The sequence below is a fragment of the Maledivibacter halophilus genome (assembly GCF_900167445.1).
Lineage (GTDB): Bacteria > Bacillota > Clostridia > Peptostreptococcales > Caminicellaceae > Maledivibacter > Maledivibacter halophilus.
This window is the reverse complement of record NZ_FUZT01000001.1, coordinates 206,474-222,832: the sequence shown is the minus strand read 5'-3', so window position 1 is coordinate 222,832 and position 16,359 is coordinate 206,474. Positions and strand designations below refer to the sequence as shown.

The following is a 16,359-nucleotide window of genomic DNA, read 5'->3' as shown; positions in this document are numbered from 1 at the left end:
AAACATGATAAACTGCAATATTGATAATTGTCAACTTTCTTGTTTCTAACCTCTCCCAAGGTAATATTTTTACCTATTGGTAAAACCACAAAACTTTTCAAAACCTAAAGGTTTGTTAGCAAGCTTTGTTAAATTAAAATTTCACTAAAATGGTGGGCCTTCAGGGACTCGAACCCCGGACCTGCCGGTTATGAGCCGGACGCTCTGACCAACTGAGCTAAAGGCCCCTATACTTGGCGGAGAAAGCGGGATTCGAACCCGCGCATCGGTAAACCCGATCTAACGGTTTAGCAAACCGTCCTCTTCAGCCTACTTGAGTACTTCTCCACAGCTTGGCGGAGGGGGTGGGATTCGAACCCACGGCCCCTTGCGGAGTCACTGGTTTTCAAGACCAGCTCCTTAAACCACTCGGACACCCCTCCATGGTGACCCATCCGCGACTCGAACGCGGGACACCCTGATTAAAAGTCAGGTGCTCTGCCGACTGAGCTAATGGGTCAATTTAACTTATAAATATTTTAAATGGCGTGCCCACAGGGATTCGAACCCCGGACTCACGGCTTAGAAGGCCGTTGCTCTATCCAGCTGAGCTATGAGCACACATTTTGGAGCGGGTGAAGGGGATCGAACCCTCGCAACCGGCTTGGAAGGCCGGGGCTCTACCACTGAGCTACACCCGCATTATATTAAATACAGTACGATTGTCCTATTTGTTACCTTTATTATATAGTGTTGGGCTTCCCATTAGCTAGGTGACAGGTTTTCTTTCAAACCATCGGCTCGGCAACATGCCTCGCAAACAAAAAAGAAGACCCATTCTAATGAGTCTTCCTTAAAAAAATAATTAATTTACATTTTTATAAAAACACTATATCTGTGTTAGAAGAACTCTTCAGAATTTTATATCTACTATTTTTAAATGCAAAGTAACCAGCGCTAAAAAAGTAAAAGCCCCAGCTAAAGTAATAGTTAAAATAATAGATATTTAGTTGAAATCTCTTTCTAATTGCTTCTAACATTTAAATCACCTTTTTTGAAAATTTATAAATCATTGTGTATAAATTTAATATTAATGATATAGAAAAAAGTAAGATATGTCAATATTAAATACTGAGTTTTGTAATAAAAGTAAGTTTTTGTATGCTTTCAAAAAAATTAAAACTACTTTTAATTAATCATTTAAAGATTTTTTCATTTTGACATCCTTTAAATAGTATTTCTCTGAAGTAAAGAACTCTTTAGTTTTTTTGGCAACAACACCGGAAAGAAATAACACCCCTATCATATTGGGTATTACTGCAAGACCAAATAGAAAGTCTAAGAATATCCACAAAAACCTCAAGCCACCAACAGCTCCTGCAAAACATGCACCTAGGTAAACATATCTCATTATAAGAGAAAATGTCTTACCAAATAAGTATTCTGCTAATCTTTCACCATAGAAAAGAATTACGTATATAGTAGATATTACGAATAATAATACAGAAAAGCTCACTAATCCTCCGCCAATTTTGCCATAAAAATCATTAAAAGCTTCTGCAGTCATAGCTGCAGCTCCAATATCTCCATTAGTCCAAATCCCTGTTGATAATATAACTAAAGCAGTCATCGTACATATTAATAATGTATCAAAGAATACACTGAACATTCCCCACATACCTTGCCTTACAGGATGATCAGTTTTTGCAGCAGCATGAGCAATAGGTGCACTACCCATACCGGCTTCATTAGAGTATGCTCCCCTAGCAATTCCCCATCTCATTGTAAGGGCTATAGTACTTCCTGCAAAACCACCAACAGCAGCCTGAGGTGAAAATGCACTCTTGAATATTGATACGAAAACACCAGGAATAGCAGTAATATTTGCAAATATAATTATTAAGCAGCCAAGTACATATAAACTAGCCATAAATGGTACAAATTTCTCTGAAACTTTCCCAACTCTTTTAACTCCACCTACAACAATGATTCCAACTATCAATGTAATTATAATACCAGATATGGTTGTATTTATCCCTAATGACTCAGCAGACCCTGCAGCTGAATTGGCCTGAACCATTATTCCAGATACTATGGTAAGCATGAATATAAATGCATATGCATTACCTAAAAACTTTGATTTTAGCCCATTCTTAAGATAATACATAGGACCTCCAACATATTCTCCGTCAGCATTCTTCTCCCTATACATTACTCCTAAAACTACTTCTACATATTTTGTTATCATTCCAAATAATGCAGTAACCCACATCCAAAATACTGCCCCAGGTCCGCCAAAGAATATTGCCACTGGTACACCAACAATATTTGCTGCTCCAACAGTAGAAGCTAATGCAGTTGTAACGGCCTGAAAAGGTGTAACAGTTCCATGTGCATCCTCTGAATCTTGTTTTTCTTGCTTTTTAAAGAGATTTCCAAAGGTTTGATTCCACATATACTTAAAATATCTAAATTGGATAAAATTCAATCTAATTGTTAGGAAGATACCTCCACCAAGTAATAATATAAGCATAAATGGTCCCCATAATAGTCCAGTCATATAATTAATAAAATTAACAACTGCTTCCTTCATTATTTGTCCCCCTTATCTTTTAATAAATACCTGATAACCGATTCAATCAACCAAGGTGTTTGCGACATTATATCTGGCTTGTATACCCTTTCAGTCATTTTATGAATATCCTTTCCCCAAGGCCCTATGTTAATAATCGGAATTGAAAGCTTCTTCATAGCTTCAAAGGGTATTGTATAGAATTTTTCATTCCACAAAGGCATATTAGGCTCTATATAAGGTATTACTTCATCATTATCCATAAGTCCGGCATAACTAAGATCTGAGATACCCATAAAGTATTCTCTTTTCTTCACAACATTTTTATAATCTTTACGTGCTATAGTATCTATAAATTCACTAAGCTTCTCAATATCTTCTGAAAGCTTCATATCTCTGTTGGATATATGTGGATAATAGGGTGGAGAAAATGCAATTACTATGATTGGTTCAGTATAAGGTACATTGTTTAATAGGGTTTTAATTATTAGAAAATTACTTTCAGGAATTGTAATTTTACCTTCTTTAATGTCTCCTTCTATCCTATCAAGAGTCTCTTTTAAAATGTCATCAATTTTTTCACCACAATACTCTTTGGCAGCCTTATATAACTCGCTATACTGTTTAACGTTTACTCTCCACTTTAATTCATCGTTTGAATTTGTAAATTTCTTATAATTAAAATTAGCCTGCTTGATAGCCTCTGTAAAGGATTTTTCACAAATTTTCTTTAATCCGCTAATAATATCCTTTGGAGTTCTTTCAAGAGTTAAAAAACTTAAATAACCTCCAGCAGCTTCAGGAATTGAGGCATCATAAACCTCTTTAAAATCTCTGCAATAGCTCCATGATGGTGGTGGTGAAGATTCACCTAATCTTATGTCACACAGTTCACTATTCATCTCGGTATTACTTATAATCTTTGACATTATAAGTGATGGATTTAAGCCTTGGAATATCTGTCCAATATGAGATTTTTTTCCTCTCACATATACTACAGCCATTGTTTTTCCAACTGACCCCTCATAAACAATGTACTCATCCTCCTTTTCTCTTTCATGAGGTTCTGAATTAATCAATAGCTTGTAGTTTAAGGAATACTTAGTCTTTAATTTTAATAAGAGTTTTGTGCATTCCCTCATTCCATGGGATAAAGTCTCTTCATCTGGAACCGATAAAAATAGAATATTTCCATTAAAATTTTTATCTCTCGAAAGTTTATCAAGGACCGCAAGTTGAATAACTATTCCTGCTTTCATATCTGCACTTCCTCTGCCAAAAATCCATTCTCCAGAAGAAATGTCTCTTATAACATCCTGTGGAAGATTAAACACCTTGAGTTTATCCCTCAATGTATCAGGTTCATAAGCAAAGCTCTTTATTTCACCATAATCATAGCTGTCTACAACATCATGATGATTTAGAAGTATTATTGTATCATCAGAGTCTCTTTTTAAAAGAGCCCAAACAACCTCCCTATCTAGTCTGTCTTGATTTAACCTATATGTACCAAAATCTTTTTTCTCTTTAAAGCAAGAAAGCTGAGAAATAAATTCAAGTAAATACTTTTCTAAATTCTTTTCAAGTTTTGTACCTGTATCACTTTGAATTGACACAAATTCATAAAGGGTTTTCTTTATGTCAAAACTATATTTTTCCCTCAATATTACCTCCCCCTTTGTATTGATATTATAGCCTCTTAGTATTTTATGGATAATTTAATTTCCGTTTGTAAATCGTTTTAATTTTGTTAATATTGTGATTTTTGCAATTATATAGTTTATAATTAAGTTAAATTAAAGATAAACAACTTTAATGTTTAATAAATTTAAAATAGAAAACTTTCAGTATTGTTTCACTATACAATAAACTTGGAGGTATATTATAGTGGTTGCTGATAAGGTGTTGATAAATGGACATATAATAAAAATGAATACAGAATATGATTATTGTGAAGCTATAGCTGTCCAAGGCAAAAAAATAATTTGCACAGGTTCAAATTATGAATGTTTAAATTATTCAAATAGTAAAACTAAAGTATTTGATTTAAAGGGAAAAACTGTTGTACCAGGTTTTTATGATTCTCATCTCCATTTAATCTCAACCTTTTTAAAAGAAATTTCTGTAAATCTTGAAAATGCAAGATCTATTCCTGATATTCTCGACCTAATAGAAGAGGCAAGAAAGAATCTAAAAAGTAATACATTTATATACGGAAGTAGTTTATCTGAATTTCGACTTAAAGAAAAAAGGCTTCCAACTAGAAGAGAATTGGATAAAGTGGCTCCTGATGTTCCTGTAATTCTTAGCAGTATCGAATTTCACACCATTGTAGTTAATTCCTTTACTATGAATCTTTTTAGAATCCCATTTACTACTAATTCCTTTGAAAAGGATGAGTTTAATATATTTACTGGAAGAATAAGAAATAGAGGCTGTTTTATAGCTAGACGAAAAATGTATGAAATGATGTCTGATGATCTTCATGTATTAGGCATGGATTCAGCTATAGATAAAATCATTAAAAAAGGAGTTACAACTCTTGTTGCAGTAGAGGGTGGTTCTTTATTTCACGATAAACATGTTGATATACTTATGAATAATATGAAATCAATACCTGTTGATGTAAATATCTTTTATTCAACAACAGACATTAAAAAGGTTATTTCCAAAGATTTGCCAAGAATAGGAGGAGATATTTTCCTTGATGGTTCTATAACTTCACAAAACGCAGCTTTGTTTAAACCATACCGTGACTCAAAGAACAATAAGGGGTTACTATTCTTTACATTTAACGAACTGGTAGAATTCATTAGACAGTCACATGATTTAGGTCTTCAAGTAGCAGTACATGCCGTTGGTAATAGAGGAATAGATTTTTTACTGGATGCATATCAAAAAGTATTATCTGAAAGTGACCATAAATGTCATCGCCATAGAATTGAACATTTTGAACTACCAACAAAAGAACAGATAACGAGAGTTGAGGAGTTGGGTTTGATTTTAGCAATGCATCCTACATATGAAATTTATTTCAGAAACAAAGGTGAAACCTATGATGTTCGAATAGGAAAAGAAAGATCCTTAATGACAAATCCTTTTAGAGAAATATTTGACTGCGGCATAATTGTTGCAGGTTGTTCCGACAGCGATGTTATGAGAGTAGACCCATTACTTGGAGTTTATGCAGCAGTAAATCATCCTAATCCAAACTCTAGAATTACTCCCTTTGAAGCCCTCAAAATGTATACAATAAATGGAGCTTATTCAGTAATTGAAGATAATATCAAGGGAAGTATCAAGGAAGGAAAAATCGCTGACTTAGCCGTATTGGATAATAATCCCCTTACGGTCGATAGTAAATGTATCAAAGATATAGAAGTAATATCTACCATGAAAAATGGAGAATTTATATACATTAAAGAAGGGATCTAGTCTTATGGAAAAGATTGATGTATATTTCTTAGGCAATTATAAAATTCTTCTTAATAATGAAAATATTACAACAAAATTTTCAAAGAAAGCCTTAGGCTTATTATGTTATTTAATAATGAACAACGATAAATTTCACTACAGAGAAAAACTTGCTTCTATGTTTTGGGAAAATTATAAGAGAGAGTCCGGTTACAGTAATCTACGATATGCTCTTTGGCAAATAAGAAAGGTATTTAAAAAATATACTGATGAAGAAGTAATAATTGCAAAAGGAAAAAATGTAATTAGTATATCTAAAGATTTGATAAACTCTGATGTTAATATGTACTTAGATTTTATAAAACAGTCAAATGAAGTAAACATTTCATTAGAGGAAAAGAAAAATCTCTTAATTTCTGCCTCTAAGTTATATAAAGGAGATTTTATTGAAAACTTTTATATATATGATATTTCGAATTTTAATGACTGGTTTTTTAATGAAAGAGAATACCTGCAAAGAATGTATTTTGATGTTCAACTACGACTTTCAGACATTTACATAAAACAGAAAAAAATAAGAGCTGCAATAACTGAACTAAATAAGCTTATTGCTATAGATTCGTTAAATGAAGAGGTATATTATAGAGTAATAAAATATCAATACATGTCAGGAAATAGAGCTTCTGCTATAAATACCTACAAGAAATTAAAGCTTACTCTACGAAATGAACTAAACATTAGCCCATCATCAGAAATTCAAGGATTATACAATAAAATAATAACAGAAAATGATACAACTAATTTATCATCAAATAACTTCTCTATTAGACATAATAACTTAAACAAAGGTTTCAATAGAATAAATAAATCTATGAAAATATTCATTTCTGATAAGCCTGATAAGTTAAAAAAATTCTCACGATTAATCTATGAGTTTGATAAATCAAGGGAATTTATGATTATTGATATATGTATAAGCCCAGGTTCAAGAATCAATTATGAAGGTATATATGAAATGCTTGATGGGTTTCAAGCTTTTTGTTCTGAAAAATCCACTAGATTATATAGAAATTTTTCAGAATCAATAGATGAAATCAGAAATATTACAATTCCAAGAGAATATTCATTATTTAAAAAAATGATAGAATTATTCAGCTCCAATAAAATTCCAGATATTCTAATAAAAGTATGGAATTTTCATCTCATAGATGAGAAATCTATAGATTTTATTTCATTTCTATTTAGGAAAATTGATAACAAAGGGATAAATCTAATAGGGATATATGATTTAAGATGGAATAATGAAAGACTAAATTCCTTTATAAGAGCATTTGAAAATGAAAAATTTGTAGAAAAAATAAGAAATTAAGTAATATTTAATATCCCTATCACACATATATATTTATAATTATATACAGGATATGGTTAAAAGGCTCATTTAAATCATACCCTGTATATTTTATTATCTTTAGTATTATTATTTTCCATTAATATCTCCTCCTTTACCTGTTTATGGATATACCCTTACAAAGCTTAATTTCCTACTCATTTACTTCCTGTAAAATTGTACTATCCCATTCATCTAAAATTTTAAACATTGTTGGTATAAAGTTTTTAGCTTTATCTGTTAAAAATAATTGCTAAGCTCGTCTATCCTCCTGAATGATTGTCAAAAAATTTAATGATCTTGTAAGTGCTTTTATAAATTTGAACATAAAAATAGCTAAAATCTCATATATATATACTTGCTTTATTCAGTTTTAATTTTTAATTTACGAAATAATATTTCTTAAACTAAAATGAATATTGAAATATAATTTCAAAAATGTTAAAGTATAATTAACAAATAAAATAATGAGGTGAAAAAATGAATCAAAACTTAGATCAACTAGTAACAGAATCAATAAATGAAAACACAAAAAATATTGATCAATTAGATACGATAAATATTGTAAAAGCCATAAATAATGAGGACAAAAAAGTAGCTTTAGCAGTAGAAAAAGAGCTACCTAATATATCTAAGGCTGTAGACATAATATCAAATAAATTAAGAGAAGGAGGTCGATTAATTTATATAGGTGCTGGAACTAGTGGTAGATTAGGTATTCTAGACGCCTCAGAGTGTCCCCCAACATTTGGTGTTGATCCAAATATGGTTATTGGACTTATTGCTGGAGGAGACAAGGCAATAAGATCTGCTGTTGAAGGAGCAGAAGATAGTAAAGAAAAAGCAATCGATCAATTAAAAAATATTAAATTTAATAGCAAAGATATTTTAGTAGGTATAGCAGCTAGTGGTAGAACACCTTTTGTAATAGGTGGATTAGAATATGCTAAAGAAATAAATACAGTATCTATTGGAATCACTTGTAATCCTAATTCAGAAATTTCTAAAATAGCAGATGTATCTATATCACCAGTTGTAGGACCTGAAGTTATTTCTGGCTCCACTAGAATGAAAGCTGGCACAGCTCAAAAAATGGTCTTAAATATGTTAACAACAGCTTCTATGATTAAATTAGGAAAAGTATACAAAAATTTAATGGTGGACCTGCAAGCGAAGAACTTAAAGCTAATAGAAAGATGTAAAAAAATAGTTATTCAAGCCACGGATGTTAATAAGGATACAGCAACAAATTATTTAGAAAAAACTGATTATAATGTGAAATTGGCCATATTTCTTATAAAATCCGGTTTGCAAATTAATAATGCTAAAAAAATACTTGCAGATTATGATGGTCATTTAAGTGAGGCACTAAATTCACTTTAAAAAATATTTTTTATAAAATTAAGGAGGAAATGATATGAATAATAAAGAATTAGTGCTAAAAATTGTTGATTTAATTGGTGGTGAAAGAAATATTGAAGATGCTGTCAATTGTATGACTCGATTAAGAATCAAATTAAAAGATCCTGATCTAGCCAAAGTAGAGAAACTAAAACAACTGGATGGCGTTTTGGGAGTTGTAAACGATGAAACCCTTCAAATTATTGTTGGCCCTGGTAAGGCAAAGAAATTATTATTAACCCTCAAGGAAAACGTTACAATAGATAATGCAATGGAAGTTGGGAAAGATTGGAAATCAAATAAAAAGAAAATGAAAAACAAACAAAAGCAAAATAAATTTAAACAAGGACTTAGAACAATTGGAGAAATATTTATTCCTTTAATTCCAGCTATTATTGCAGCAGGTATTTTTAATGGTTTTGCAGGAGTCATTACTAACCTACAGAGTACAGGAAGTATTCCTGCAACAGGTTTTTGGGATATTACTAGATTAATATTATCATTAATAGGTGGATCATTTTTGGGTTACTTTACAATATTTACAGGTATAAATGCAGCAAAACAATTTGGTGCCACTGAAGGCTTAGGAGGTATGGTAGGAGCCTTAACAGTTATGGGACAAATAAATGAAATTTCTCAACTACTTGGAATGTATAATACAGAATCACCATTAAATGCAATTCTTAGATCTGGTAAGGGTGGTATAATAGGAGTAATTATAGGAGTATATATATTATCAATTGTAGAAAAAAGAGTAAGGAAGATTGTTCCTGACGTATTAGACCTTATTGTAACTCCAGTAGTAACATTACTTATAATTACCATTGGAATGATATTTATTATAATGCCAATATCAGGATTTATTTCAGATGGACTAGTTAGCATTTTAGAAGTTATGGTTTCTTCTGATATACCAGCAGTAAGTATTATATCTGGTTATATATTAGCCGCTATATTTTTACCAATGGTATTATTAGGATTACATCATGGATTAATACCTATATATGCTGTACAATTAGAAGCCCTTGGTGGAGTATCATTATTCCCAGTATTAGCTATGGCTGGAGCAGGACAAGTAGGAGCTGCAATTGCTATATATATGAAAGCTAATAAAGTAGGAAATCATAAACTAAAACAAATAATATCTGGTGCTTTACCAGCTGGCATATTGGGAATTGGTGAACCACTTATATATGGTGTTACATTACCCCTTGGAAAACCATTTATTACTGCTGGATTAGGAGCTGGATTTGGAGGAGCCTATGTAATGTTGCAGCATGTTATGTCAGGAGCTTGGGGACCATCAGGAGTTGCAGCCATTCCACTGATGCATCCAGAATCCATACTCCACTACATCTTAGGATTAATTATATCTTATATATTTGGATTCATTATAACTCAATTATTTATAAAAGAAAAAGAAATATCAGAATTAAACTAAATTAAGTAATATTATTGAGACAGTTATATTTCATAATTATGATAAATGACTGTCTCAATATTTAATAATATGGAGTGATTACTATGATAGGAATATCGATATTTTCTGGAATGGAAAATACTTTAGATGATAATATAAAATATTTAAGAGAAGCTTCTAAATTAGGTATAAATAAAATATTTACTTCCCTGCATATACCGGAAGCTAATGAAAATTTTGAAAGAGAATCTCTTACAGTACTGGAAGAAGCTAGTAAATTAGGCATGGATATAATGGCTGATATATCAAAAAAGTATTTTGAAAGACTGAATTTAGAAAAATATAATATAAATTCCCTAAGATTGGATTTTGGATTTAATAATAAAGAAATTAGTGAATTGACCAATAAATGTAAATATAACATTACTTTAAATGCAAGTACACTGTCTAAAAAAGATATTGAAGAGATTTTAAACTATGGAGGAAATTTATCAAAAATTAATGCTTGTCATAACTATTATCCAAAAAAAGATACAGGTATATCAGAAGAATTATTAAAGGATAGAAATAATCTCTTTAAAGAATATGGTATAAGGATAATTGCCTTTGTACCTTCAAAAAATAAAATGAGAGGACCTATATATGAGGGACTTCCTACACTGGAAAAACACAGAGAAATTGATTCTTTCATATCAGCTCAGCATTTATTAAAACTAAATGTAGATACTGTATTCGTAGGAGATACCCAAGCATCTATAGAAGAATTATTAAGATTAACTAAAATTCATAAAAAAGAGGTGATAATACCTATAAAAATTCATAAAAAAATTTTACCAGAAGAAAAATATTTATTAGAACAATCTCACACTAATCGTATGGATCCTGGAGAATTTAGCATAAGATCTCAAGAGTCTAGGCAATATAAAACAGGTAAAATAGAAGCTAACAATGTGATAGATAGATATAAATATTGTGTTACAATTGATAATGAAAACTACCTTAGATATGAAGGAGACTTACAAATATTAAAGCAAAGCTGCATAAAAGATGATAGAGTAAATGTAGTGGCCGATGCAAGAAATGCTTCAGTATTAATTGATATAATAAAACCTGGAGACAAATTTAAGTTTGAGTTAGTGAGGGATTAATATGAGTGTAGTATTAAAAATTAATGAAAGCAAACAAAATTTTACTCAAACAGAAGTAAAATTAAGCGAATATATTCTAAGTAACGTACAAGAGATATCCAATCTCTCAGTACAGAATTTAGCTGAATTATCTAATACTAGCCCAGCTACTGTTATAAGGTTTTGCAAAAAATTGGGGTATAGTGGATTTCAAGATTTTAAAATAGATTTAATAAAGTACACAACAAACAAGGAAAAATCCAATTTAAATGTTTATGAAGATATTACTACTAAGGATAATATTAATCAGGTTATGCAAAAATTATCTTTCCAAAATATAAAAGTAATTGAAGATACAATTAAATTATTAGATGGAGAAGCAATTCAAAAAGCAATTGATTGTATCGAGCAAGCAGAAAGAACATATATTTATGGGGTTGGAGCTTCTGGACTAGTGGCAAAAGACTTTCAATATAAGTTAATGAGAATAAAGAAAACTGTTATTTCCTACTCTGACACTCATACTCAATTAGCGTTATCTGCTAATATGGAAAAAGGTGATGTGGCAATAGGCATATCCTATAGCGGAAGGACACTTGAAACCTATAAGGCCATAGAAAAAGCCAATGAAAGAGGTGCCACTACAATATCCATAACTAAATATGGAAAAAGCCCATTAAGCGATATAGCAGATATAAATATATATGTAGCTGGCGGTGAACAAAACATAAGGGTAGGGGCTATAACATCAAGAATAGCTCAGTTAACTGCTATTGATGTGATTTTCGTGGGACTAGCAAAAAATGATTTTGAAAAAACAGCAGAATATATTAGGAATACTAGAAGTATAGTAGAAGATTTCAAAATAAAGAACAAAGGAAGGATATAACAAATCTAATAATATATTACAAAATAATCTTTAAATGAATATTTGTAAACAAGATTATCCTTTTTATTTAGATGATTATATAAAGTTTTGTAAGAATTCAAGCTATTTTATATATTATAAATGAAAAAACCTGTTAATTTATAGCAGGTTTTCTATTTATAATATATGAGGAAATTGCATAATACATGTAAAGATTTTTAAAATACAAAATTTGATTTGCTAGCACAACATGTTATTTTAAGTATTTTGCTTAATTTAACCTCAAATTATTCCCATGCCAATAGCTTTGTTTTATAAGCTTTTCTAAAGAAATAAATTACCATTACAAGGGCAATGGTTTCTGAAATAAAAAATCCAAACCATACTGCATTAAGTCCTGCTATTTTCCCAAGTATATAGGAAACAGGTAATAGTACAATAATCTGTCTTATAAAAGAAACAATAAGGCTTATATATGCATCGCCCATCCCTTGAAAGGACACACTTAAAACTATCGATGCAGCTGCTAGTGGAAATCCTAAGCTGATAATTCTAAAGGCAACTACACCAATTTCTGTCATATCAGGTGTACTATTAAAAAGAGAAAGGAGACTTACTGGGAACAGCTGAAATACAACCATTCCTAATGTCATAAAGCTTACAGCTGCAATCATTGCAATTTTTACAGCTGACATTAGTCTATCCCTATTCTTCGCACCAAAATTATAACCTATAATAGGCATAGTTCCCTGGGACAATCCAAATATTGGCATAAATACGAAGGATTGAAGCTTATAGTAAACTCCCATTACCGCAACAGCAGTTTCAGTAAAGCTAGCTAATATAAAATTAAGACCTGTGAGCATAATAGAGGATAAGCCCTGCATAGCAGCAACAGGAAGTCCAACAATCATTATCTGCTTTATAATTGACCCACTATATTTAAATTTTTTTAAATCAAGCCTTATATAATTATTACCTCTAAATAGTACAATATTAATATAAATCATAGAAATAATTTGAGCAGTTACCGTAGCTATAGCAGCACCCTCAACACCCATAGCTGGAAATCCTAAATATCCAAATATAAGTATTGGATCCAGTATAATATTTGTTATAGCCCCAATCAGCTGAGCCTTCATAGGCTTTACCATCTCTCCACTACCCTGAAGTGTACTCATAGCTGCTTGAGCAAAAAGTCTTCCAAAGGAAAATAACATTATAATTTTAATATAACCAATACCATAGTTAATAATAGTTGTATCTTCTGTAAATAGACTTATGAAGCCACCAGCAAACAATGCACCGGTAATTACAATAACAATGTATAAAACACCACTCAATAAAAATCCATGTTCTGCTGCATTTGTGGCTGAATCAATATCTTTTTGACCAATCTTTCTTGAAATAAGAGAATTAACTCCTGTTCCTATTCCCAGAAAAGTTGCTATAATAATTAGCTGAATTGGAAAAGCAAGAGAAACAGCCGTTAAAGCTTCTTCTCCAATCTTCGATACAAAAATACTATCTACAACATTATATAAAGCCTGTACCATCATAGATATTATAGCTGGTAAAGACATGGTAAACATTAATTTAGGTATAGGCATTGTTCCCATCTTATTATCTTTATTATTATTCATTTATAGCTCCCCCTTTACCTCTTTGCATTTTACTGCCACACGCTCTAGCATACCGTTAAGTATATCCTTTAAAAGATTTACTTCTTCTTTATTTACCTCTTGTAAAAGTGTTTCATCCCACTCATCTAAAATTTTAAACATCCTTGGTATAAAGCTTTTAGCTTTATCCGTTAAAAATAATTGATAGGCTCTCCTATCCTCCTGATTAATTTTTCTTATAATATAACCTTCCTTTTCAAGGGATTTTGCAGTTTTGGCTAAAAATCCTTTATCAAATAATAAGCCCTCATTAATTGCTTCTTGACTTAATCCATCCTTTTTTACCAATTCTAATAGTACCATAAACTGAGCCCCTCTAAGCTCATGATCTCTCAATTTATAACTCAAAAACATTTTAAAATATCTTTGAACTGTAAACAATTTTTTTCCTATGATATTATGGTCATTTTTCAATTGATGCACCTCCAGTTTAGTTGCAAAAACAACTAATATCAGTATAAATTATTTTAGTTGTTTTTGCAACTAAATTTTATATTGATTTTTTAGGAAATCATATTAAACTTTAGATAAAAAAATTAATAACTATATTTTAAGAGAATAATTGTAATATATAGTTAAATAATATTATTATGTTATAAATCTAATTTTAAATATACTATACGATGGAGGTATTAATATGAAATTGGTAACTGGAGATATGCTGTGGACAGGTATAAGTGAAATGCCTAACCAATATCCCTATTTAAATAGTAACATTGAATGCGATATTTTAATAATAGGAGCTGGAATAAGCGGTGCGATAGCATCCTATTATCTAACTAAGGAAGGATTAAATTCAGTAATTGTAGATAAAAATATTATAGGTTATGGAAGTACAAGGGCTTCTACTTCAATATTGCAATATGAAATCGATACAGACTTATATGGGCTTGCAAATATGATTGGAGAAAAGAAAGCAGTAAAATGCTTTAAATTATGTGAAAAAGCAGTCTATGATATAGAAAAAATAGTTAATAACTTAGAAGACAATTGTGATTTTTCTTTAAAAGAATGCTTCTATTATGCCACAAAAGCTTCTAGAATTTCACCTTTAAAGAAAGAATTTAATATAAGGAAAAAACATGGTTTTGATGTGGAATTTTTAGATAAAGAAAGTGCCAAAAAAAGATTTTCTTTTCCTACTCAAGGAGGTATATACTCAAAATCTGGAGGAGCACAAATAAATCCCTATAGATTTACCCATGCTCTTATTTTAAAATCCATAGAAAATGGACTTAAGGTCTTTGAAAATACTGAAATAACTAATATATATCCAAGCTTTGATTATGTATTATTAGAAACTAAAAATAATTTTAAGATTAAAGCAAAGAAAGTAATAATTACTACTGGATATGAAAGTCGTAAATATATAAAAGAAAAAATAGTAAATTTATTAAGAACCTTTACAATTGCAACAAAACCTGTAAAAAATTTCTCTGGATGGCATAATCAATGCATAATACGGGATAATAATGATCCCTATATTTACATAAGAAATACCGGTGACAATAGAATCATTATTGGAGGTTTAGATGAAAAAATTGGAGGAATAAATAGTAAAATGGCTAATTTATCTAATGATGATTTTTCTAATAAAAAATATGATATGTTATTTAACAAATTAAAATCTTTTTTCCCTAATACAAATGATATTGAAATCCAATATAAATTTAATGGGATATTTGGAGTGACAAAGGATGGACTTCCATATATAGGTGAGTATGAGGGTTTTCCCAACTGCTACTTTTCTTTAGGCTATGGATCAAATGGTATTTTATATTGTATTTTGGGAGGACAGCTACTAAAGGATCTTCTTATAGGTAATTATAACCCGGATCTAGAACTGTTTAGATTTAATAGATAAGAACAAATTAGCATAACATAAGGAAAATTCATCTCCCATTTATAAAGGATGGGAGTTATATTTTGTAAAAAAAGCACTAAAGAGCCAAAAGCTAAAAATTTTGACTATACAACCACACCCACTTCATTATTATCTGCATCATAAGCAACTATAGAATAAATGATCATTGGATACATTTTTTATCACTCCGGCTATAAAAATAGTCAAATTTTATATTACTGCAATTATAATTCCATATTTATTAAAGTTATTTTATCTAAGATAAGTATTTGGAAATAAAAAAAAGAAAGTCGAGCATATAATGATCTACCTTGCACCACCATAGATAACTTATTACCTAACCATGATCTTTCGACCATGATCAAGCAGTTCATTACCCATAATGATGGTTCGTTGGACCATACATAATACCTTAACAGCTATATAGAATCTTTCGACCCTATATAACCATAAGTCTCTAGGACCTGCGGCACCATGTATGATCTTCGCTCGACCTTATATGATAGATTGGGATCCTATTACAATCAAATTTCTTCGACTGTAATAAAACCTTTCTCAACCATATAAAATCTTCCCTCCGACTGTATAAGAACCTACCATGATCCCTATACAATCTTTGGCCGACCTATATATACCTCCTAGTCA

Annotated in this window: 11 protein-coding genes and 6 tRNA genes; 7 read left to right on the top strand and 10 right to left on the bottom strand. The window is 30.6% G+C overall.

Annotated features, from left to right (window positions below; translation table 11 throughout):
- Positions 1-150 precede the first annotated feature (150 nt).
- The 8 genes from B5X81_RS01085 to B5X81_RS01050 all read right to left on the bottom strand — a co-directional run bounded on the left by B5X81_RS01085 (position 151) and on the right by B5X81_RS01050 (position 4,215).
- Positions 151-227 (bottom strand) — tRNA-Ile (locus B5X81_RS01085).
- Between the two features lie 7 nt (positions 228-234).
- Positions 235-327 (bottom strand) — tRNA-Ser (locus tag B5X81_RS01080).
- Positions 328-333: 6 nt separating this feature from the next.
- Positions 334-422 (bottom strand) — tRNA-Ser (locus tag B5X81_RS01075).
- 1 nt (position 423) lies between these two features.
- Positions 424-499 (bottom strand) — tRNA-Lys (locus B5X81_RS01070).
- A gap of 24 nt (positions 500-523) precedes the next feature.
- Positions 524-600 (bottom strand) — tRNA-Arg (locus B5X81_RS01065).
- A 6-nt stretch (positions 601-606) separates the two neighbouring features.
- Positions 607-680 (bottom strand) — tRNA-Gly (locus tag B5X81_RS01060).
- A gap of 491 nt (positions 681-1,171) precedes the next feature.
- Positions 1,172-2,572, bottom strand: coding sequence for an alanine/glycine:cation symporter family protein (locus B5X81_RS01055; RefSeq protein ID WP_079488698.1), 1,401 nt, complete (start codon positions 2,570-2,572; stop codon positions 1,172-1,174).
- Positions 2,572-4,215: a M20/M25/M40 family metallo-hydrolase gene (locus tag B5X81_RS01050; RefSeq protein WP_079488697.1), complete on the bottom strand. Its 1,644-nt coding sequence runs from the start codon at positions 4,213-4,215 to the stop codon at positions 2,572-2,574. Before B5X81_RS01050 ends, B5X81_RS01055 begins: the two co-directional genes overlap by 1 nt.
- A gap of 223 nt (positions 4,216-4,438) precedes the next feature.
- On the opposite strand from B5X81_RS01050, the gene B5X81_RS01045 reads away from it, so the two are divergent.
- The 6 genes from B5X81_RS01045 to B5X81_RS01020 all read left to right on the top strand — a co-directional run bounded on the left by B5X81_RS01045 (position 4,439) and on the right by B5X81_RS01020 (position 12,189).
- Complete coding sequence (locus tag B5X81_RS01045) at positions 4,439-5,986, top strand: amidohydrolase (protein WP_079488695.1); 1,548 nt, start codon at positions 4,439-4,441, stop codon at positions 5,984-5,986.
- Between the two features lie 4 nt (positions 5,987-5,990).
- On the top strand, positions 5,991-7,334 hold the full coding sequence (locus B5X81_RS01040; RefSeq protein ID WP_170917225.1) for an AfsR/SARP family transcriptional regulator: 1,344 nt from the start codon (positions 5,991-5,993) through the stop codon (positions 7,332-7,334).
- Positions 7,335-7,832: 498 nt separating this feature from the next.
- Positions 7,833-8,735, top strand: a complete 903-nt coding sequence (gene murQ, locus B5X81_RS01035) for an N-acetylmuramic acid 6-phosphate etherase (RefSeq protein ID WP_079488692.1) — start codon at positions 7,833-7,835, stop codon at positions 8,733-8,735.
- Between the two features lie 34 nt (positions 8,736-8,769).
- On the top strand, positions 8,770-10,194 hold the full coding sequence (locus tag B5X81_RS01030; RefSeq protein WP_079488691.1) for a PTS transporter subunit EIIC: 1,425 nt from the start codon (positions 8,770-8,772) through the stop codon (positions 10,192-10,194).
- An 83-nt stretch (positions 10,195-10,277) separates the two neighbouring features.
- On the top strand, positions 10,278-11,321 hold the full coding sequence (locus B5X81_RS01025; RefSeq protein WP_079488689.1) for a MupG family TIM beta-alpha barrel fold protein: 1,044 nt from the start codon (positions 10,278-10,280) through the stop codon (positions 11,319-11,321).
- 1 nt (position 11,322) lies between these two features.
- Positions 11,323-12,189, top strand: a complete 867-nt coding sequence (locus tag B5X81_RS01020; RefSeq protein ID WP_079488688.1) for a MurR/RpiR family transcriptional regulator — start codon at positions 11,323-11,325, stop codon at positions 12,187-12,189.
- A 266-nt stretch (positions 12,190-12,455) separates the two neighbouring features.
- Here the strand turns inward: B5X81_RS01020 and B5X81_RS01015 are convergent, their stop codons facing one another.
- Together B5X81_RS01015 and B5X81_RS01010 are read right to left on the bottom strand one after the other, a co-directional pair.
- Positions 12,456-13,811 (bottom strand): MATE family efflux transporter, encoded by a 1,356-nt coding sequence (locus B5X81_RS01015; RefSeq protein WP_079488686.1) that lies wholly within the window; start codon positions 13,809-13,811, stop codon positions 12,456-12,458.
- On the bottom strand, positions 13,812-14,264 hold the full coding sequence (locus B5X81_RS01010; RefSeq protein ID WP_079488685.1) for a MarR family winged helix-turn-helix transcriptional regulator: 453 nt from the start codon (positions 14,262-14,264) through the stop codon (positions 13,812-13,814).
- Between the two features lie 223 nt (positions 14,265-14,487).
- Between B5X81_RS01010 and B5X81_RS01005 the strand changes: the two genes are divergently transcribed.
- A complete protein-coding gene (locus tag B5X81_RS01005) occupies positions 14,488-15,714 on the top strand; it encodes an NAD(P)/FAD-dependent oxidoreductase (protein ID WP_079488683.1) in 1,227 nt (408 codons plus the stop codon).
- The last annotated feature ends 645 nt before the right edge of the window (positions 15,715-16,359 follow it).

Bases quoted from the DNA above. Each gene is read 5' to 3' on its own strand.
- B5X81_RS01055 (WP_079488698.1), bottom strand. From the start codon at position 2,572: ATGAAGGAAGCAGTTGTTAATTTTATTAATTATATGACTGGACTATTA.
- B5X81_RS01040 (WP_170917225.1), top strand. From the start codon at position 5,991: ATGGAAAAGATTGATGTATATTTCTTAGGCAATTATAAAATTCTTCTT.
- murQ (WP_079488692.1), top strand. From the start codon at position 7,833: ATGAATCAAAACTTAGATCAACTAGTAACAGAATCAATAAATGAAAAC.
- B5X81_RS01030 (WP_079488691.1), top strand. From the start codon at position 8,770: ATGAATAATAAAGAATTAGTGCTAAAAATTGTTGATTTAATTGGTGGT.
- B5X81_RS01025 (WP_079488689.1), top strand. From the start codon at position 10,278: ATGATAGGAATATCGATATTTTCTGGAATGGAAAATACTTTAGATGAT.
- B5X81_RS01020 (WP_079488688.1), top strand. From the start codon at position 11,323: ATGAGTGTAGTATTAAAAATTAATGAAAGCAAACAAAATTTTACTCAA.
- B5X81_RS01015 (WP_079488686.1), bottom strand. From the start codon at position 13,811: ATGAATAATAATAAAGATAATAAGATGGGAACAATGCCTATACCTAAA.
- B5X81_RS01005 (WP_079488683.1), top strand. From the start codon at position 14,488: ATGAAATTGGTAACTGGAGATATGCTGTGGACAGGTATAAGTGAAATG.